This is a genomic window from uncultured Thermosynechococcus sp. (assembly GCF_937958135.1).
Taxonomy (GTDB): Bacteria; Cyanobacteriota; Cyanobacteriia; order Thermosynechococcales; family Thermosynechococcaceae; genus Thermosynechococcus.
In genome coordinates, this window is record NZ_CALGOG010000077.1 from 1 (window position 1) to 19,087 (window position 19,087).

General features: G+C 55.3%; 16 protein-coding genes and 1 tRNA gene. 7 read left to right on the plus strand and 10 right to left on the minus strand.

Going from position 1 to position 19,087, the window contains the following annotated elements:
* Positions 1-1,836, plus strand: a 1,836-nt coding sequence (locus tag Q0711_RS09550) for a DHHA1 domain-containing protein (protein ID WP_299042400.1), incomplete at its 5' end; no start/stop codon positions are given.
* Positions 1,837-1,858: 22 nt separating this feature from the next.
* Here the strand turns inward: Q0711_RS09550 and Q0711_RS09555 are convergent.
* Positions 1,859-1,990, minus strand: a complete 132-nt coding sequence (locus Q0711_RS09555) for a photosystem II reaction center protein Ycf12 (protein ID WP_298615073.1) — start codon at positions 1,988-1,990, stop codon at positions 1,859-1,861.
* A gap of 159 nt (positions 1,991-2,149) precedes the next feature.
* Here Q0711_RS09555 and larE point away from each other — a divergent pair, with 159 nt between their 5' ends.
* Positions 2,150-2,962, plus strand: a complete 813-nt coding sequence (larE, locus tag Q0711_RS09560) for an ATP-dependent sacrificial sulfur transferase LarE (RefSeq protein ID WP_298615016.1) — start codon at positions 2,150-2,152, stop codon at positions 2,960-2,962.
* On the opposite strand, the gene Q0711_RS09565 is transcribed toward larE, so the two are convergent.
* Together Q0711_RS09565 and Q0711_RS09570 are read right to left on the minus strand one after the other, a co-directional pair.
* On the minus strand, positions 2,934-4,406 hold the full coding sequence (locus tag Q0711_RS09565; RefSeq protein WP_298617497.1) for a helicase C-terminal domain-containing protein: 1,473 nt from the start codon (positions 4,404-4,406) through the stop codon (positions 2,934-2,936). The genes larE and Q0711_RS09565 overlap by 29 nt on opposite strands.
* A 41-nt stretch (positions 4,407-4,447) precedes the next feature.
* Positions 4,448-5,941: a UDP-N-acetylmuramoyl-L-alanyl-D-glutamate--2,6-diaminopimelate ligase gene (locus Q0711_RS09570; RefSeq protein WP_298615022.1), complete on the minus strand. Its 1,494-nt coding sequence runs from the start codon at positions 5,939-5,941 to the stop codon at positions 4,448-4,450.
* A 349-nt stretch (positions 5,942-6,290) separates the two neighbouring features.
* On the opposite strand from Q0711_RS09570, the gene Q0711_RS09575 reads away from it, so the two are divergent.
* Both Q0711_RS09575 and glmS read left to right on the plus strand, forming a co-directional pair.
* Positions 6,291-6,566 carry a hypothetical protein gene (locus tag Q0711_RS09575; protein ID WP_298617495.1) on the plus strand — a complete coding sequence of 92 codons (276 nt, stop codon included), beginning with the start codon at positions 6,291-6,293 and terminating at the stop codon, positions 6,564-6,566.
* Positions 6,567-6,605: 39 nt separating this feature from the next.
* Positions 6,606-8,486: a glutamine--fructose-6-phosphate transaminase (isomerizing) gene (glmS, locus tag Q0711_RS09580; RefSeq protein ID WP_298615027.1), complete on the plus strand. Its 1,881-nt coding sequence runs from the start codon at positions 6,606-6,608 to the stop codon at positions 8,484-8,486.
* An 85-nt stretch (positions 8,487-8,571) separates the two neighbouring features.
* On the opposite strand, the gene Q0711_RS09585 is transcribed toward glmS, so the two are convergent.
* Together Q0711_RS09585 and Q0711_RS09590 are read right to left on the minus strand one after the other, a co-directional pair.
* Positions 8,572-8,898 (minus strand): 2Fe-2S iron-sulfur cluster-binding protein, encoded by a 327-nt coding sequence (locus tag Q0711_RS09585; RefSeq protein ID WP_298615029.1) that lies wholly within the window; start codon positions 8,896-8,898, stop codon positions 8,572-8,574.
* 204 nt (positions 8,899-9,102) lie between these two features.
* Positions 9,103-9,843, minus strand: a complete 741-nt coding sequence (locus Q0711_RS09590) for an FHA domain-containing protein (RefSeq protein ID WP_298615031.1) — start codon at positions 9,841-9,843, stop codon at positions 9,103-9,105.
* A 313-nt stretch (positions 9,844-10,156) separates the two neighbouring features.
* On the opposite strand from Q0711_RS09590, the gene Q0711_RS09595 reads away from it, so the two are divergent.
* Positions 10,157-10,294, plus strand: a complete 138-nt coding sequence (locus Q0711_RS09595) for a hypothetical protein (RefSeq protein ID WP_298615033.1) — start codon at positions 10,157-10,159, stop codon at positions 10,292-10,294.
* Here the strand turns inward: Q0711_RS09595 and Q0711_RS09600 are convergent.
* Positions 10,291-13,053: an SMC family ATPase gene (locus tag Q0711_RS09600; RefSeq protein ID WP_299042405.1), complete on the minus strand. Its 2,763-nt coding sequence runs from the start codon at positions 13,051-13,053 to the stop codon at positions 10,291-10,293. The two genes, Q0711_RS09595 and Q0711_RS09600, sit on opposite strands and share 4 nt — an antisense overlap.
* A gap of 317 nt (positions 13,054-13,370) precedes the next feature.
* On the opposite strand from Q0711_RS09600, the gene Q0711_RS09605 reads away from it, so the two are divergent.
* On the plus strand, positions 13,371-13,730 hold the full coding sequence (locus Q0711_RS09605; RefSeq protein WP_298615038.1) for a hypothetical protein: 360 nt from the start codon (positions 13,371-13,373) through the stop codon (positions 13,728-13,730).
* Between the two features lie 11 nt (positions 13,731-13,741).
* Here the strand turns inward: Q0711_RS09605 and menD are convergent, their stop codons facing one another.
* The 3 genes from menD to ftsH3 form a co-directional block, all read right to left on the minus strand.
* Positions 13,742-15,430 (minus strand): 2-succinyl-5-enolpyruvyl-6-hydroxy-3-cyclohexene-1-carboxylic-acid synthase, encoded by a 1,689-nt coding sequence (menD, locus tag Q0711_RS09610; protein WP_298615040.1) that lies wholly within the window; start codon positions 15,428-15,430, stop codon positions 13,742-13,744.
* Between the two features lie 130 nt (positions 15,431-15,560).
* Positions 15,561-15,631 (minus strand) — tRNA-Gly (locus Q0711_RS09615).
* A gap of 54 nt (positions 15,632-15,685) precedes the next feature.
* Positions 15,686-17,524, minus strand: coding sequence for an ATP-dependent zinc metalloprotease FtsH3 (ftsH3, locus tag Q0711_RS09620; RefSeq protein WP_299042408.1), 1,839 nt, complete (start codon positions 17,522-17,524; stop codon positions 15,686-15,688).
* A 110-nt stretch (positions 17,525-17,634) separates the two neighbouring features.
* Here ftsH3 and Q0711_RS09625 point away from each other — a divergent pair, with 110 nt between their 5' ends.
* Positions 17,635-18,456, plus strand: coding sequence for a pentapeptide repeat-containing protein (locus tag Q0711_RS09625; RefSeq protein ID WP_298617971.1), 822 nt, complete (start codon positions 17,635-17,637; stop codon positions 18,454-18,456).
* On the opposite strand, the gene hisB is transcribed toward Q0711_RS09625, so the two are convergent.
* Positions 18,453-19,085, minus strand: a complete 633-nt coding sequence (hisB, locus tag Q0711_RS09630; protein WP_298615047.1) for an imidazoleglycerol-phosphate dehydratase HisB — start codon at positions 19,083-19,085, stop codon at positions 18,453-18,455. The two genes, Q0711_RS09625 and hisB, sit on opposite strands and share 4 nt — an antisense overlap.
* Positions 19,086-19,087 lie beyond the last annotated feature (2 nt).

Sequence of the window (19,087 nt, forward strand, 5' to 3'; positions counted from 1 at the left end):
GTGGACAATGGCATTGCTGCCCTCGAACCCATTCTGAAGGCACGGGAACTGGGACTGACAGTAATTGTCACCGACCACCACGAGGTGCCGCCGCAACTCCCCCCTGCCCATGCCATTCTCAATCCTAAATTAGTGGCTGCAACTTCTCCCTACCATAGCCTTGCCGGCGTCGGGATGGCCTATATTCTGGCATTGTCCTTAGCGCAGCGTTTAGGGAAGTGGCGGGAACTGGTGCGTCCGTTGCGGGAGTTGTGCACCCTGGGGACGATTGCGGATCTCGCGCCTTTGACCGGCGTGAACCGCCGCTGGGTGAAGCAGGGGTTACAAACCATTCCCACCTCGCCCCTTGTGGGTATTCAAGCCCTGATGCAAGTGGCGGGGTGTTTGCCCACAGAAAACACCTCCCTCAAACCGGAAGCCGTGGGTTTTCGTCTAGGACCGCGTATCAATGCCGTGGGTCGCATTGGCGATCCGCAGGTGGTCATTGAGTTGCTGACCACAGAGGATGCCGGCCGTGCCCAGGAACTGGCTGCCATTTGTGAGGCAACGAACCGCCGCCGTCAGGAGCTGTGTGCAGAGATTGAAGCCCAGGCGATCGCCCACTTGGAAGCCACAGGCTTTGATCCCCAGCAGGAATGGGTTTTAGTCATTGTCCGGCCCCACTGGCACCACGGCGTGATTGGGATTGTTGCCTCCCGCCTGGTGGAGCGCTACGGCGTGCCGGTGTTTATTGGCACCTATGAGGACGAGACCACCATTCGCGGTTCCGCGCGCGGGATTCCAGAGTTTCATGTGTTTCAAGCCCTCGAAACCACTAGAGATCTGTTGTTGAAATACGGTGGGCATCAAGCCGCCGGCGGGTTTAGCCTACGGGCAGAGCATTTGGCGCCTTGGCGCGATCGCCTGCGGGAGTTTGCCCGCACCTGTCTCAAACCAGAGGATCTGCGTCCCCTGGTAACCCTGGATGCGGAAGTTTCCTTTGAGCAACTGAACTGGGACTTTTATACTCAAGTGGAGCAACTGCAACCCTTTGGCAGTGAGAATCCCCAGCCCATTTTCTGTAGTCGCGGGGTCAAGATTCTCGAACAAGCGCCCATGGGTCAGCAGGGGGAACACCTAAAACTGACGCTGGAGCAGAAGGGTCAGCGAATGCTGGCTAAGGCTTGGGGCTGGGGACAATTTTTCCCGTTGCCCCCTTGTGTGGATATTGCCTATCACCTCACGGCTCACAGGTGGAACGGTGAAATCCAGTTGGAACTGGAACTCAAGGGAGTCAAACCTTCACTGGCGTGGCACCTTCCCGATCCACCGAGTCCCCCAATTCCCCAGTGGCACCCCCTGCCGCCGTTGACAACGCTCCTACCGCAGTTGCAGGACAATGTCTTGCTCTACGGCTATGGTCGCCCTGACATCCCCCCTCATTTGACCAGGGCAACAATTCATTACGATCGCCCCCGCGATCGCTGTCGCACCCTCATCCTCTGGTCGCTGCCTCCTTCCGTCACCCATTTGCGCTGGCTATTGGCCGTGGCTCAGCCCGAAGTGGTTTATGTGGGAGAGCAACAACCGGCGATCGCCCCCCTGACCTCCCTTCTCCTCGCCGTTCAAAATCATCTCAGGGAAACCCCCCAGATCAATCTTTTAGCCCTGAGTCAAACCTATTGGATTGCCCCTTGTACGCTGGTGGCAATCCTGCGCCACTTGGGCTATTGCTGTGAGGACTTTGCCCCCACCTTGAGCATCACCGAGGAACTGGCACGATTGCACCGTTGGTATCAGCTGCAGGCCAAGGATTTGGCACGACTTGCCCAACGGTGGGGACCTCCTAGTTCTTAAAAATTCTTAAAAAGACAACGACTTACAAATTGCCGCGACGCACTGCCAACAGGAAAATAATCATCGGTCCTGCAATGCCAATCATCGTAATCATGGTTAGTTGGGCAATCACTTCAAAGTTAATATTGCCCAGAAACTCAACAATACGATTCAAAATTTCCATAGGTTCTCCCAAATTATCAGCGGTGGTGAGTTGGTGATTTTATTTTAGAGCAGGGGGGAGCACACTTTACCCGTAGCCCCCTAGGTAGGCAATCCTCCCCCAAGCCTCGGTTAAACTGTTAGAAGCAGAATTCTCGAACATGGGTCAGCAATGGGTGTAGAGAAGCTCGCGGCCTTGCGCGATCTCATTGGCGAACTCGATCAAGCCTTGATTGCTTACTCTGGCGGTATTGATAGTACGCTCGTGGCCAAAGTTGCTCAGGATGTCCTGGGCGATCGCGCCGTGGCTGTCACGGCGGTTTCCCCTTCCCTCTTTCCAGCGGATCTGGAGGAGGCGCGCATTCAGGCGGCGGCCATTGGCATTCGCCATGAACTCATTGAAACCCATGAACTGGAGAACCCCAACTACGCCACCAACCCTGTGAACCGTTGCTATTTTTGCAAAAGCGAACTCCACGACCGCCTGCGGGAATTGGCCCAGGCGTGGGGCTATGAGTACATTCTCGATGGCGTGAATGCCGATGACCTCCAAGACTATCGCCCCGGCATTGCAGCGGCCAAAGAACGGGGGGTGCGATCGCCCCTTGCCGAGGTGGGCATTACTAAGCTAGAGGTGCGCCAAATTGCCAAATCCTTGGGCTTGCCGTGGTGGAATAAGCCCGCCCAGCCCTGTCTGAGTTCACGCTTTCCCTACGGTGAAGAAATTACCCTTGCCAAGCTGCAACGGGTGGGCAATGCCGAATACTACTTGCGCCAGCAGGGCTGGGAACTCTGCCGCGTCCGCAGTCATGGCGATACCGCTCGCATTGAGGTACCCCAGGCGCAGATTGTTGACTTTGTAACGATGACTAACTTGGAGAAGCTGGTGAGCCACTTTCAGTCCCTGGGCTTTACCTATGTCACGCTGGATCTGGAGGGCTTTCGCAGTGGCAAACTCAATGCGGGGATGGGGCGCGATCGCTAACGCGGTTGTAGGGACTGAGACTTTGGAGAATTTCCCGACCATAGCTGCGTGCCGTGAGCCGCCGATCTAAAATGGCCACCAGCGTTTCATCCTGACGCACAGGGGCAAGGACCCGATCCAGTACCGTTAAGCACTCCGGCAAGAGATACTGGCGAAACCAGTCCTGTTTTTGTTGCTTGTGCCATTCAATGCGGGCACTCACCACCGCTTTCTCCGGCGAGGGCAAGGGGAGGGTGGTTAAGACCAACAGCGCCGGGCAGGGTAACTGCGCTCCATAGCGCAGCCAAAAGGTCTCCCCCGTTACTAAAATCGTGTTCCTGTCAAGGGTTGGCGTCTCCACCTGTACCCGCGAACCGTAGAGGGCGGCCAATTGCGCGGCCAACTGCTCCCGCAGGGGAACATCAGCGGCGAGGATCACTGCCCGTTGATGGCCAATTGTGCCAATGAGATCGTAGAGGCGCCGCAGGACGGCCGAGGCAAATTCTGGAGTATTGGGCAGGGGCAAGTCTTCCGCAATTAAGAGCGTAATGGCTTCGCTGTGGCGATCGCTGGCAAATTTAACCGTCGTTTGGGGCGGCAGCCCCAGTTCCTGCTGCACATAGGCCAAGGGGGAGTCCGTATCTGGTCCGCTCCCAATGAGAACAAAGGGTGCCTGCGACCAAAGCCCCTGAAAATAGGAGCGGAAATTGAGAGGGTGGCCTTGGAGACTGAAGTAGCCCACCGTGGGATGGCGGCGTCCCCAAATCACCGTATCATTGCGGTTGAGGTAGTCACGCAGTTGCACCCATTGGGAAGGCAGCGCCTGCGGCCATTGATTAAGCAGCTCAAGGAGGGGTTGCTGCTCCGAAGGGGTGAGTAGGTAGTCGCCGTAGGGGTTGTGGGGTCGCTGAAAGAGGTGCTGTGCCAGCTGAGCATAGACTTGGCGAATGGCGTCGCGAGCACCGGGAATGGCCAGTTTCAAATGCTCCCAATCGCTGGTGGTAATCGTGCAGGTCGTTTGCTGCTGGATAATTTGGGGCAATGCTTCAATGCCATCAATGACTGTGACGATATTGGGATGGGCAGTGGCTTGGCGACACCAGTCCTCGAGACTCATCACGAGTACCCCCTCAAAGGCTGGCTGCAGACAGTGACTGTGCTGAATGGGTTTTGTAACCGCAAGAAACGTCAGCAGTTCAGGAATTTCTTGATGCAGCAGCCGGGTGAGTCGCTCTTGGGGCACCACTAGCAGGGCAGGCTCAGGATATAACAGCAGTGGCAGCAGATAACTCAGGCCATAGCGATGCTGCAACACCGCTCGCTGGCTAACCTGCAGTAAGCACCCCCGCCGCAGCCGCAGGGCGCGGGCAACCAACCGCGCCAACGTGAGATGATGAGGCCACCGGCGATCGCCACTGCTGCGTAAAAATGCCCGTAATTGGCGGTGAACCTCTGCCTCAATCACAATCTGCTCACTGTGGAACAACAATCCCCTATTGTGGCACGTCAACCTTGATCCGGTTGTTGTTTGCGTCGCTGTTCAAGGGCAGTACGGGCTTCTTCGCGATCATCAAAGTGGACTTTTTCAGTTCCAAGAATTTGGTAGTCCTCATGTCCCTTACCGGCAATGATCACGCCATCGCCGGGAGCTGCAGTTAGAATCGCCTGCCGAATTGCTTGGCGACGATCAACCTCAACAATCATTGGTGTTTGCGCCGGGATACCGGCAAGGATGTCCTCCAGAATACGGCGGGGATCTTCAGTGCGCGGGTTATCGGAGGTGACCACTATTTGATCCGCAAGCCGGGCAGCAATGGCACCCATTTGCGGGCGCTTGGTACGGTCGCGATCGCCCCCACAGCCAAAGACACAGATCAGCTTGCCGGGAATGAAAGGACGGGCAGCCTGCAATAGGTTCTCAAGGCTATCGGGCGTATGGGCATAATCCACCAGCACCGTTATATCTTGGTCTGGACTCAGGCGCACCTGCTCCATCCGCCCCGGCACGCCCGGAAATTCGCAAATGGCCGCCAGCATTGCCTCCAAGGGGAGTCCCACCGCTGCCCCCATGGCGATCGCCCCTAGGGCATTGGCCACATTAAACTGTCCCACCAACGGCGCATCTAGGGTGCCGCTACCAATAGGCGTGTGAATAGTTCCCGTCACACCATTGGCACGATAGTTGAGATTCTCAGCCCGAAAATCAGCCTCCGCCCTTAGGCCATAGGTCCAGTAGCCCTGCGGTGGCAACTGCTGTGCTAGGCGCCGCCCAAAGGGATCATCGGCATTGAGAATGGCTCTACCCTTGAGGTAGTCCGGCGAAAACAGCTTAGCCTTAGCCGCAAAATAGTCCTCTAGATCGCGGTGATAGTCCAAATGGTCTTGGGTCAAATTGGTAAAAGCCGCCACCTCAAACTGACAGCCCCACACCCGATCCTGCGCTAAGGCGTGGGAACTCACCTCCATCACCCCAAACCGACAGCCCGCCGCCACCGCCGCCGCCAATTGTTCCTGAAGGGTCACCGCAAAGGGCGTGGTGTGACTGGCAATCTCACAGTGTCCCGGCCAGCGACTGTAGAGTGTCCCCAAGAGTGCCGTTGGATGGCCGGCACGGTTGAGCAGGTGTTCCACCAAATGGGTTGTTGTGGTTTTGCCGTTGGTGCCCGTGACCCCCAAAAGACGGAGCTGTTGGCTGGGATAGCCATAAAATGCCGCGGCGAGGCGACCACAGGCGCGTTCAATATCGGGCACTACAATCACACAGGCCTCTCCCTCACGGGGTTTAGCTTGAGGAGACACCACCGCAGCGATCGCCCCTGCTGCCAAGGCACTCGGCCAAAAATTGCCCCCATCCACGCGCGTGCCGGGCAGGCCAATAAACAACGAGCCGTGCTGACACTCCCAAGAATTCGTCCTCAGGGACTTCACCTCTTGATCGAGGGCAGGATGCTCAAAGTTGGCCGTAATCGCTGCCGCCCTCAGGAGTTCCCGTAGGTTCATCGCCGTGCATCTCCAGTGATAGGCCGTTTAGCGTATTGTGGCACTACAGCAGTCGCCTGTGAAAGATACAGAAATAAGTTAATTCCAGTCCCAAGAACACACGTGCCAGTTTGTAAAGTGTCTAGAGTTGCACTGAAACCGCATGGACGGGGCTAGATAGGCGTAATTGCTGAACACAGCAGGTGATGGGAGTTGCAGGCTGTCTCTTTGGACTCCTGTGACGATTTTTGCCCAAAGCTTGCCTTTTGTTAAAAATCCGATAATCTAGTTCATAAAAATCCAATGAATTAATCTTTTATTAAGGTGTGGGTGTTGGGTGATGAGTGAGTGGCACAAGTTAGAGTGGAACATGGATGATCGGCAATGGCAAGCGATCGCCAATTCTCGCCGCCAAATTGAGCAATCGTGGCATAGGATAATTCGTCAGGTTCCAGCCCCCTCCCGAACCCCCCCGCAATCCTCAGACGCGATCACCATGCCAGCAGTTTCCCATCCGCGTTCGATTCAGCCCATCGGCATTCAGCCTTGGCAAGCCGAATTCACCAAAGAACGCTTTGCCTCCCGCTCACGAGTTCCCCTGAAACGGTTACAAGTGGAACTGCCGCAGTTTGCCAGCCGTCGTTAGTGCACTCCCTTTATCTCAGATGAGAGGTTCATAACTGTTATGTGTGGCATTGTTGGTTATATTGGCCCACAGCGAGCGGCACAAGTCCTGCTGCAGGGGCTGCAAAAACTGGAATATCGCGGCTATGATTCCGCAGGGATTGCCACACTGAATGAGGGTGAACTTCTCTGTGTCCGCGCCAAGGGGAAACTCCAAAACTTGGCTGAAAAAGTCGAACAACTTGACATTGTTGCCCATGTTGGCATTGGCCACACCCGTTGGGCAACCCACGGTAAACCAGAGGAACACAATGCCCATCCCCATCGCGACAGTCGCGATCGCCTAGCCGTGGTGCAAAACGGCATCATCGAGAACTACCGCGAACTGCGGCAGCAACTCCAAGCGCGCGGACACACTTTCCGCTCGGAGACCGATACAGAAGTCATCCCCCACCTCATTGCCGAAGCGTTGCCTGAGACCCCCACCCCCAATGGCCTCCTAGAAGCGGTGCGTCAAGCCATCCATCAATTGAAAGGCGCCTTCGCCATCGCCGTTATCTGTGCGGATTATCCCGATGAATTGATCGTGGTACGGCAACAAGCCCCCCTTGTAATTGGCTTTGGCCAAGGGGAATTCTTCTGCGCCTCGGATACCCCAGCCTTGATTCCCTACACCCGTGCTGTTTTGCCCCTAGAAAATGGGGAACTGGCCCGGCTGACGCCCACAGGGGTGGAAGTGTATGACTTTGAGGGACATCGCCTGCGCAAAACCCCCCGCACCCTCAACTGGAACCCCGTCATGGTGGAAAAGCAGGGCTTTAAGCACTACATGCTCAAGGAAATCTATGAGCAACCGGGGGTGGTGCGCACCTGCCTAGAGGACTATTTACGCACCGATTGGGAGGTGGACAGTCCCTTTAGCCCGGTGCAGTTGAACCTAGACCCCGGCCTCTTGGAGAATCTTCAGTACATTCAAGTCGTTGCCTGTGGCACCAGTTGGCACGCCGGTCTCGTGGGCAAATATCTGCTCGAGCAGGTGGCCCAACTTCCCACCAGTGTCCAATATGCCTCAGAGTTTCGCTATGCACCGCCGCCCCTGCTCCCCAATACCCTGACCATTGGTGTCACGCAGTCCGGGGAAACCGCAGACACCCTGGCGGCCCTAGAGATGGAACTAAAACGCCGCCAAGGACTTGAGGGCGCTTTCGCACCTCGTTTGCTGGGGATTACCAATCGCCCGGAAAGCAGTTTAGGGCATCTGGTCCCCCACCTTATTGATACCCGTGCGGGGATTGAAATCGGCGTGGCCGCCACAAAAACCTTTGTTGCCCAACTGATGGCCTTTTACTTGCTGACCCTAGAGTTGGCGTGGCAACGCCAGTCCTGCGATCGCCCCCGGCTTGCGGAACTGGTTACCGGCTTGCGCCAATTGCCGGCTCAGATGGAGCAAATTCTAGAAAGCCAAGAACGCTACATTGAAGCCCTTTCCCACGACTTTGCTGAAACCCAAGACTTTATCTTTTTAGGACGCGGGATTAACTTTCCCATTGCCCTTGAAGGGGCGCTCAAACTCAAGGAAATTAGCTATATCCACGCTGAGGGGTATCCGGCGGGGGAAATGAAACATGGCCCGATCGCTCTCCTGGATGCTAAAGTGCCGGTGGTAACCATCGCCATGCCGGGCAGCGTCTTTGAGAAAGTCCTCTCCAATGCCCAAGAAGCCCGTGCCCGCGATGCCCGCCTCATTGGGGTCACCCCCCTTGATGAAGCTGAAGCGCAGCACACGTTCGATAACCTTTTACCCGTGCCTGAAGTGGATGAGCTTCTTTCCCCCATCCTGACGGTGATGCCCCTGCAACTGTTGGCCTATCACATTGCTGCCCGCCGTGGCTTAGATGTGGATCAGCCCCGCAACCTCGCCAAATCGGTGACCGTTGAGTAGCTTTCTATTTCAAGCATCCAAGGGGCAAGGCAACTGCAAATTCCTGCCACCCCCTAGTCAAGTCAAAAAATTAAATAAATTGTAATTAAGTCAAATTCAATAAATTATCTTCTTCGTGGGTCGAGATCACACAATCAGATGTGGGATAGGCTGCACACAATAGCACAAACCCTGCATCTAGCTCTTTTGGCTTCAAAAAGGAGTGATCTGACTGATCCACCGTGCCCTTGATCATGCGACCGGCACAGCTGACGCAGGCACCCGCACGGCAGGAGTAGGGCAGAGCAATCCCCTGGGCTTCAGCAGCATCGAGAATGTACTCGTCAGCGTGAACCCGGATGGTTTTGTTTAGACCTCTGGCTTCATTGACAAGGGTAACACTGTAAACTTTGTTATGATCCCGCTTTGTCATTTAATTTCTCCTAAAAGTTACCTTTGAAGTGCCTCTCTGTCTGCTTAACGCATAACTTTAGAGCGATCGCAACCGCGCAAGCTGTTGTAAAAGGCATATCTTAATAAGTTGCATTTTAGCAAAGGGAATCGGGCAAGTGAGTGTTACACAGCAGTGTTTATACTTTGAAATGATTTATTAGAATGATGAAGCTTCTGACTTGAGCTAATTGCGGGTTTCAGGAGCAGGTGGTGCACCCTGCGGTTGACTGGGGGAAACCCCCGATCGCCAGACTGCTCCAACAATGATGGCAACAACCACAAGGGCGATCGCCCCTAGACCCAAGAGGCTGGTTTTTGATCCTTGGTTCTCTTTTTCATGGACGGTTTCTTTGTTGTTTCCTTTGGGTTCGTTGTCGCTCTCACTGGCCAGGGTGTCTTTTGCCGGTTCGGATTCAGGGTGCAACTGGGTAGCTACGGCTGCCACCAATTCACGGTTAGGGGTTCGCCGCAGTTCGCCACTGAGTTCCATGCCCACAAGGGTTTCCTTGGCTCCCCGCAGATCAGATTTAATGCTTTGAAAAGCAATTGATTGCAGATATTGGCTAAACTCGGTATCCGCCATGGAGAGCAGGAGATAGGAGGCCTTGGCTTTACGCCCAAAGAGAATGACATCGCCGTGTTGTAATTCATGGCTACTGATGCGCTTGCCATTGACAAAAGTGCCGTTGGTGCTGGGTTTGCCATCGGCATTGCCATCCACAAGGCGATAGCGATAGCCGGTGGTACCGGGGATAGGTACCCGCAGGAGAATAGCGTGCTGGCGGGAAACGGTTTCAAAATCAATCACAATGGCATTACTCTCATCACGTCCAATGGAGTAGGCCGCTGCCTCAAGGGCGATCGCCCGCCGTCCCTTAGCGGTATTCAAAATTAAGACGTGACGTTCCTGTTGCAGGCTATTCATGCGATGTATCCCCCGTGTTTCAACAGCCCTCAAGAAATCATCCCCCTTGCAAATCTGAATACCTCTCGCCTTCCTCCTTGGTTAAAACAGGAGCGTTACAAAACATGACACTTCCACAAGTGGTCTAGGCTGTGTGCTTACTTCTACCTTTGCCTGTTTTACCTAGGGTTGCTGTGATATTGATCACATTTAAGAGAGTTTTTAGGAAGCGCCACAAATCGTAACAAGTCGTTATCCTTAACCCCAGGGCTAGGAAAGCGGCCTAAAATTAATTTGGTTACTGTGGATTCAATGGTGCTTGGAGCTTATTCCTATGGCCACGGACTTTAATCGCGGCATTATGAAGTTTGATGATGCCGACAGCCCAGCGATGATCGCGATTTCTGCCGTTTTGATTCTGGGCTTTATTGCAGCTCTGATTTGGTGGGCACTTCAGACCGCCTACGCCTAGGGGAGCGATCGCTCCAAATGGATCGTGTGCTCCGTGAGGGCTTCAAAGGTTTCATCGTGACTGATGACAAAAAGCTGATGAAAACTCTTGAGGTTGCTGAGGCTCTCGGCCAGTTGCTGGCGGCGCAGCTGATCCAGATTGGTGGTAGGCTCATCAAAAAAAGCAATGTCGGTGTTGACAAGTACCCGCAACAGGGCAAGGCGCACCGCAAGGGCAGCGCACATTTGCTCACCGCCAGAGAGGCTTTTGAAGGGTCGCCAGCAGCCCCCTTCATTCATCTGAATCTCATAGTCCGATGTCCATTGAAGCGCCACATCAGGACGGTTAAGGAGTTCGCGCAATAGGCGATCGGCTTCAGCGGAAACCGTGTGCAGATAGGCTTCACTGACGCGAGGGCCACTTTTGTGGAAAATGTTGCGAGCCGTCTCAATTAGGTAGTGGTGCTTTTGGGCAGCCACAAGCTGCTTTAGGGTCTCTTCCTTTTGGGCAGCAACTTCGTCAAGATACTTGAGGGTTCCTAGGCAGTTTTGATACTGCTTTTCCTTTTCGGGAAGGGCACCTAAAAGCCGTTGGTACTGGCGGTGTAAGTTCTCGTAGCGATCGCGAACGGCTTCCAGAGCAGCCAAGTCAACGCCTTGCTCTTGGGCTTTGTACTCTGCTTGGGCTTTGGCTAGGGCGGCTTTCAACTCATTGGCAGCTTGGGTGGCTGTTCTGAGGGCAGCTTCATAACTCTCGACTTGGGCGGCCTGCTGCTGGTGTTGAAGATAAGTATCATAGCTGGCGCGGAGGCGAGCAAGTTCATCGCTGAGCTGTTGTCGCTGTTCCTCAAGGGAGGCGTAGTGTTGGCGTTCCTCATAGAGGCGGGTGAGGCGAGCTTGGAGGGTGGCCTGTTCGTTGCACAAACGCTCATAGTCCGCCTCCAGTTGGGGGGCTGCTGCCTGCTGCTCTAGTAATAGTTGTCGCTGGGCATGGGGTTGACCAAGGCTGGCGCGTTCTTTGCGCAATTGGTTCAGGCGGTGTTCTAGATCAACAAACTCTTTGCTCAAGGGTTCGAGGAGTTGCCGGCGATCGCCCAATTGCCTCAGCTCCGCTGCCAAACGGCTGCGTTCCTCCTCTAGGGCTTGGGCTTGCAAGAGCGATCGCTCTGCGGCAGCAGCGAGGGCAATATCGGCTTCTAACTGTTCCAATGTGCGAGTAAGGGCAGGAATGGCTTCAGGATCGGTGAGGGTTCGGCGCAGCGCCGTCAGTTGCTCCAAGAGCCAGTGATAATTCTGCTGAAGCTGCTGCAGGGCCCCTAGCCCCCGTTCAATGGCGGTGGCCACCAAGGAAAATTGCCGAACAGCCCTGAGGTCGGCCATCGCCGCCGTGACAAGGGCATCGGTTGCCGTGGCTTGGCTTTGAGCCGTGTTGAGAATGGGATCAAGGGTGGCCGCAAAGGCATGGGCAGCGGTGGCGTGGTTGAGTTGGGCTTGGAGGCGCTCTCGTTCTGCCTGTTTGGCACTCAAGGTGGCGGCCAAAGGACGCTGTTGCTCTAGGGCTTGCACCTGTTGAGTAATGTCCTCAAGGCGGGCTTGCAGGGTTGCCGCTTGTTGTTTGAGATGGCGCAGGGCCTGATCTGCCTGCTGAGCTTGCTGATAGCGCGCCTCCAGGGGGGCAATTTCGGCATCGAGGGCCTCGGCAGCGGTAATCTGGGGTTCAAGGGCAGCCAGTTGGCCGGCAATGGTGGCGATCGCTTGGCGCTGGCTTTCAATACTGGCTAATTGAGTGGCAAGCTTTTGTTGCTGCTGCTCAAGGCTGTGGATTTCCTGTTCTAGGGCAGCTCGTCCCCGCAGTTGCCGCTCGAGTTCTTGGGAGCGCGCCTCCAGTTGGCGATAGCGATCCCAGGCGGATTGCAGTTGCTGGCACCGGGCTTGACTCTCGCGGGCAGCGGTCAACTGATGCTGGCGATCGCGACAGAGTTCCTCCTGCTGACGGAGTTGGGCTTCGAGGCGTTCGCAGGTTTGCTCAAGGCGGCTCAACGTTTCAACAGCCGCTTCGTATTGCTGTTTTTGGGCGGCCAAGGCCTGACATTCTTGTTGTAATTCCTCGCACCGCCGGCGATCGCACTCTAGCGCCGCCGCCAAAGCCATTGCCTGTTGTTCATACTGGGGGCGAGTCGCCAATTCCTGTTCCTGTAGAGCCAACTGGCGCTTCAGCGACGCCACCTGCTCTTGGGAGAAATTGACAAGTGCTAAGGCGTTATCAAAGGCTTGGCGATAATCACTCACCTGTAAAATTGGGTCAAAGAGTTGGCGCCGCTGGGCGGGTGGTTTGAGAAAATCCGCCGTGATCATTCCTTGGGGAATGCCAATGATCTGCTCAAAGAGATCCCTAAGGGGAAAGGCGCTCCGGATACCGAGGTGCTCCCGCAACCATGCCTGAACATCTCCACGGGACGAGAGACCCAAGTCTCCCACTTGGGGATCGTAAATGGAGTACCCCGTTTGCGTATTGCGCCGCACCACGTAGGAGCGACCATCCACTGCCGAGATAAACTGCACCGTGGCTTCGGCCCGCCTGGCCCCCCTGCGAATAATGGCCCTATTAAAGCCACTGCCATACCCAGAGGTGGCATCGAAGAGTACCCAAGCAATGGCTTCAAAAAGACTGGTTTTGCCCGCCCCATTCTCACCGCAGATGACGTTCACTCCCGGCAGAAACTCAAAGGTACGCTCCTGATGAATCTTAAAGTTTTTTAGAGTCAGTCGTTGAATCTCCACGCACTCTCTCCAAGAATGCCTCATGCTTTTACAAAAATTTACTCGGGCTTAAGTCTTTTTGAAAAAGTGGCCGTTGACCAATGACTTTTTTTAGGCTGGAGTTATAGTCATATCCCTGTTTCCAGAGTCAATATCAGCCCCTTGGTGACGCCGAATTCAGCCCCCTAGACTCTTGAAACTGGGTAGCCTAAGGTGGGGGGGTGCGTACTTTTTCGGGCATACCTTGAGTGCCGAGGGCTGATGATTTCCACACTACTACTTTCCCAAAGGCAGTTGAGTTGACAACTACAGCATTCCACCGCGAGAGGATTTGACCCGTGGATTTATTACATAAGCAGATTTTGGTTCTAAGTAACAAAATTGATGCCCTGTACCAGATTGTTGAACAACTTAACCAAAAGGTTTCTAAGGCCCTAGAGGAAGGACGGCTCAAGCCGTTGCCAGCAACCCCTGCTGAGGAGCCTCCTCTGGCAAGACATCGCCCTTTGAGGAGTACCCCAGAGCACAAGGATATTCTAGTGGATGATGACTACCCTCAGGCACGCCAGCTCAGCGGCGATCGCCCCCTGAGTCCAGAGATTCAAATTCAACGGCTCACGGCACAGCTCACCGCCGCCTACAACCAGATTGCTGCCCTTGAGGAGCGGTTGCTTTCCCACCACAGCCATAGCCACTGAAGGATGAAAACTCAGCCCCTGAGGTCAGCAAGTACCTGCTGTCGCCATTGGGCATTGCGGTGGCGATCGCTCCTAAATTCTAAAAGGCGTATCTTGGGCCAAGGGGTTTGGCGAAGCTGCGCCTCTATATCCGCCCAGTCTTGCAGGCAGTGGTAGGGAACGCCGTAGGCGGCGGCAAGGTAACGAAAATCCACCTGCTGGGGGGTGGCAAAAAAAGCCTCAAAGGGGGGATCAAACTGGCGAATGGGCAAATGCTCAAAAATGCCGCCCCCCTGATTATTGATCAGCAGCACCGTGAGACACCCTTGAAATTGAGGGGTGATCAGCCAGCCATTGGTATCGTGCAAGCAGGCCAGATCTCCGGTGATCAAGAGGGTGGGTTGACCGCGATGGGCCACCCCTAGGGCGCTGGAGAGGGTTCCATCAATGCCGTTGGCACCGCGATTAAAGTAAAAGCGATGGGGGCGATTACCGGCACGCCAAACACTCTCGACATCCCGCACGGGCATACTACTGGCCACAAAAATTGCCGTCTGCGTCGGCAGCCACTCTGGCAGGTGGTAAATTAATTTGGCTTCGCAAAACCAGTCAATGGTCTCAAAAAGCTGCTTTAGTTGCTCCCGCAACCGTTCATCCTGCTCTTGCCAGTCCTTGAGGTAGGGGTTGGCGGGCAGGGGGTCGGGGGGGCAGTCCACGTCTTGGGGAGCGATCGCCAGCGTCTGGCAGCGGCCATGGAGGGGATTGTTGTTATCCCCCGTAGGCTCCAGGCACCAGATCAGGGGATCGCAGGCACTCAGCCACTCCCGCAGGGGCTTACTGGTGGGCAATGGCCCCAGTTGAATCACCGCTTCAGGGCGCAGGCGTTCCCGTAGGAGGGCATCTCGCAGTAGTAGGTCGTAGTGGGCAATGCTGTGGGGCAGTCCCCGTGCTGAGGAAAGGGCATCGGCAAGCACCGGCCACTGGAGAAACCGACTCAGGCGATCAATCGCAGCAGCTTCGGCCACGGGATTCACGGTATGACTAGGTCCTGCAATAATCACCCCCCGCTGGATTTGTTGCCATGTTGGCCAAGGTAAAGGTGTAACGGTGCGAGGGTAAACAAAGGGTTGCACGTGGTCAAAGAAGTGCTCTGGCAGCGTTCCTTGAAAATTGGCCTCCAAGCGCAGGTCAAGGGGGTCTCGCAGGGGAATATTCAAATGCACCGGCCCCGGATCTGGCCAGAGAGCGGTTTGCCAACTATAGCAGAGGGTTTGCCGCAGATAGGGCAACAGGGGGAGTTCCGGCAGACTCAGTTCGCGATAGTGACGCACCGCCCGGCCGTAGAGATGCACCTGATCAATGGCTTGCCCCGCCTGGCAAAAGCGCAATTCGGGGGGGCGATCGGCGGTCAGGACAATTAACGGTAAATGACTTAGGCTGGCTTCAAGAATTGCGGGGTAGAAATTGGCGGCAGCAGTGCCTGAAGTACAGACAAGGGCAACCGGTCGTCCCTGCTGTTGGACTAGGCCAAGGGCAAAAAAAGCCGCCGAGCGTTCGTCAAGAATCGGCAGAGCTTCAAGATGCCGATGGGCAGCAGCCGCGATCGCCAGGGGGCCAGAACGTGATCCCGGCGAGAGAACGACTGTCCGCAAGCCTAGACGGTAGAGGGTTTCAAAGAGGACGCTTGCCCAGAGGACATTGAGATTTTCCGTGAGAATCATCCACCAATGCGCCAATCTTGAAAAGTTGAAAATTAGAGTCTGCCTAGGGGGATTGCCCGTAGGGACTAACCAGTATGACACAACTGCCGCAGGGCAGCTTTGCAGGTAACCTAAACAGGCCTAGGTTTGAAGCGGGCAGTCGGAATCGAACCGACAACTTTAGCTTGGAAGGCTAAGGTTTTACCATTAAACTATGCCCGCAATCCCAAGGAATACTACACTAACATGACCTTGGGGCGATCGCAAAGGGCAATCCTAGGGAATGGTTGCCATCTTCACGTCGTTGCGGTCCAAAATGCTTTGGAGTTCCTCAGCGTCAATCGTTTCTTTTTCAATGAGGACTTGGGCAATTTGGTCAAGGACATGGCGGTTGTTCACCAGTACCTCTTTGGCACGACGATAGGCCTGTTCCACGAGGTTGCGCACTTCGTCATCAATAGTGGCAGCCGTTTCCTCAGAGAAGTCCCGCTCCGCCATAATGTCGCGGCCCAGGAAGATATTCCCTGTTTGCCGTCCCAGAGCCACAGGCCCTAGGCGATCGCTCATGCCAAAGCGAGTGACCATTTGCCGCGCCACCCGTGCCACCTGCTGCAGGTCGTTCGAGGCACCCGTTGTCACCTCATCTTCGCCGAACACAATTTCCTCAGCAATGCGACCGCCAAGGGCTACGGCCATTTGGTTTTGCAGGTAGGCACGGCTATAGAGGCCAGAATCCATCTGATCCTCATTGGGGGTAAACCAAGTGAGACCCCCCGCCCGCCCGCGGGGAATAATGCTCACTTTTTGGACGGGATCGTAGTCGGGCATGAGGGCCCCCACCAGGGCATGACCCGCCTCATGGTAGGCAACTAACTTTTTGCGGCGATCGCTCATGACACGGTCTTTTTTCTCAGGCCCGGCGAGGACGCGATCAATGGCATCGTTAATCTCATCCATGGAGATTTCGGTGAGGTTGCGTCGAGCCGCAAGAATGGCTGCTTCGTTGAGCAGGTTCGAGAGATCCGCACCCGTGAAGCCGGGGGTACGGCGTGCAATTTTCTCGAGATCCACGTCCTTAGCAAGCGTTTTGCCACGGGCATGGACTTTGAGAATATCGAGGCGACCCTTGTAATCGGGACGATCTACCACCACTTGACGGTCAAAGCGACCCGGACGCAACAGGGCTGCATCCAACACATCCGGACGGTTTGTGGCGGCAATGATAATAATGCCCGTATTCCCTTCAAAGCCATCCATTTCCGTCAAGAGTTGGTTGAGGGTTTGCTCCCGTTCATCGTTGCCACCCCCTAGACCGGCACCCCGTTGGCGACCGACGGCGTCAATCTCATCAATGAAAACAATACAGGGGGCATTGGCTTTGGCTTGCTCAAAGAGATCCCGCACCCGTGAAGCGCCGACCCCCACAAACATTTCCACAAACTCAGAACCGGAAATTGAGAAGAAGGGCACACCGGCCTCACCGGCCACCGCGCGCGCAAGGAGGGTTTTACCGGTTCCCGGAGGGCCTACAAGGAGAACCCCCTTGGGAATTTTGGCTCCCACTTCAGTAAAGCGATCGGCATACTTGAGGAATTCCACCACTTCGCCCAGTTCTAGCTTGGCCTGATCAATCCCCGCCACATCATTAAAGGTCACTTGGGTTTGGGGTTCCATCTGTACCCGTGCCCGGGACTTACCGAAATTCATGGCTTGGTTGCCAGGCCCCCCTTGGGCACGCCGCAGGAGGAAAAAGAGCAGTACCAACAGACCAACGGGAACGAGCAAGCTGCTGAGGGCGCGGAACCAAAAGCCATCATTGCTTTGGGGCAAGACGGCGATGTCCACGTTGTTGGTCGTAAGAATGTCGAGGAGTTCAGGATCATTGGGAAGATTGACAAGAACCCGCGTGCCATCTTGGGTTATGGCTTGAGCTTGGGAGCGGTCAGGGGTGATACTGACTTTAGTGATTTGCTTACTTTCGACCTGTTGGATGAATTCACTGTAGGGCCATGTTTGCTTGGTCGTGGGTTGGCGATCAAAGAAGGCCGTGGCCAGAGCCAGCACCACGATTCCCAGAAGAACGTATAAACCTGCGTTTCGCCATTGTTTATTCACCGATCGCCATCCTCCGCTAGGAAAAGTGAAAAGTCTTTACATAAGTTCATACTAACGCATTCTTTCGCAACCCTAGGTGAGCAGTTCCGTGGTTAAGATCGTCAATATCCATGATAAGCCGTCAGAAAATGCTCGATTTAGACACCTGCTACCGGGTACTGGAGTTAGAGCCGGGGGCGACCCTAGAGGAAGTGAACCGGGCTTATCGGGACTTGGTGTTCATTTGGCATCCCGATCGCATCCCCAAGGACAACACACGGCTAATCGAAAAGGCACAAGAGAAAATTAAGCAATTTAATGAGGCGCGAGATCAACTACGGCGGCATCTTGCTAGACACAGCAGCCAAACCTCCCAGTGGGCTGCCAGCCAGCGGCAAAGCTATCATTCCTCACCGCCGCCGCGCTATCCATCCAATCCCTACACCCATCGCAGCTCTCATGGGAGCCGTGAGCAGCAAACCACACAGCACACCTATGGCCAACCCTACAACCATCCCTACGGCAGCTATCAACGCCAAAGGACCGCTGCCCCACCGCCCCCAGAGCCACCACGCACAACGCCTCCCCACAAAGATATGTCGGGGGTGAACTTACAGGGGGCAAACCTGAGCGAAAAGGACTTTGAAGGGCGCAACCTTAGCCATGCCAACCTCAGTTATGCCGATCTCAGTGATGCCTTTTTGCATCGAGTGATTCTCCACCGCGCCAACTTACGCCACGCCAATCTCTTTCGTGCCAATTTACTGCAAGCGGATCTCAGCTATGCTGACCTACAGGAGGCCAATCTCATTGGCGCTGACTTGAGTGGTGCCGACTTGCGAGGCGCTGATCTGCGGGGGGCAAAAATGAGTCAGGGCAACCGTCTCTTGGTGAAGCTGACGGGCGCACGTCTGACAGGGGCAATTATGCCCGATGGTCACGTCCATACCTAGGCCTGAATCACGCCCTTGGAACTGGGAATCTGCTGACTGCGACGGGGATCAATGGCGATCGCCATGCGGAGGGCACGGGCAAAGGCTTTGAAGGTGGCTTCAATAATGTGGTGGGAGTTCAGGCCGTCTAATTGGCGGATATGCAGCGTCATGCGGCTATGGTTCACCAAAGCAACAAAAAACTCCCGCACCAGTTGCGTATCATAGGTGCCCACCCGCTGCGTAGGAATCTGTAATCCATAGCTAAGGTGGGGGCGTCCCGAAATGTCTAGGGCCACTTCCACGAGGCTCTCGTCGAGGGGGGCAACAAAGTGGCCAAAACGATGAATCCCTCGGCGATCGCCCAAGGCTTGATCCAAGGCCATCCCCAAGGTAATGCCCACATCCTCATTGGTGTGGTGGTCGTCAATATGGGTATCCCCCCTGGCCTGCACGCGCAAATCCACCAACCCGTGGGAGCAAAGCTGATCCAGCATGTGATCTAGAAAGGGAATCCCTGTGTGATTCTCCCCTAGACCGGTGCCATCAAGGGTGAGTTCCACGTGAACTTGGGTTTCTTTGGTCTGGCGATCAACCGTGGCTTGACGCAACAGAGATCCATGGCCATTGCCGAGGAGAGAGTCATTCATGC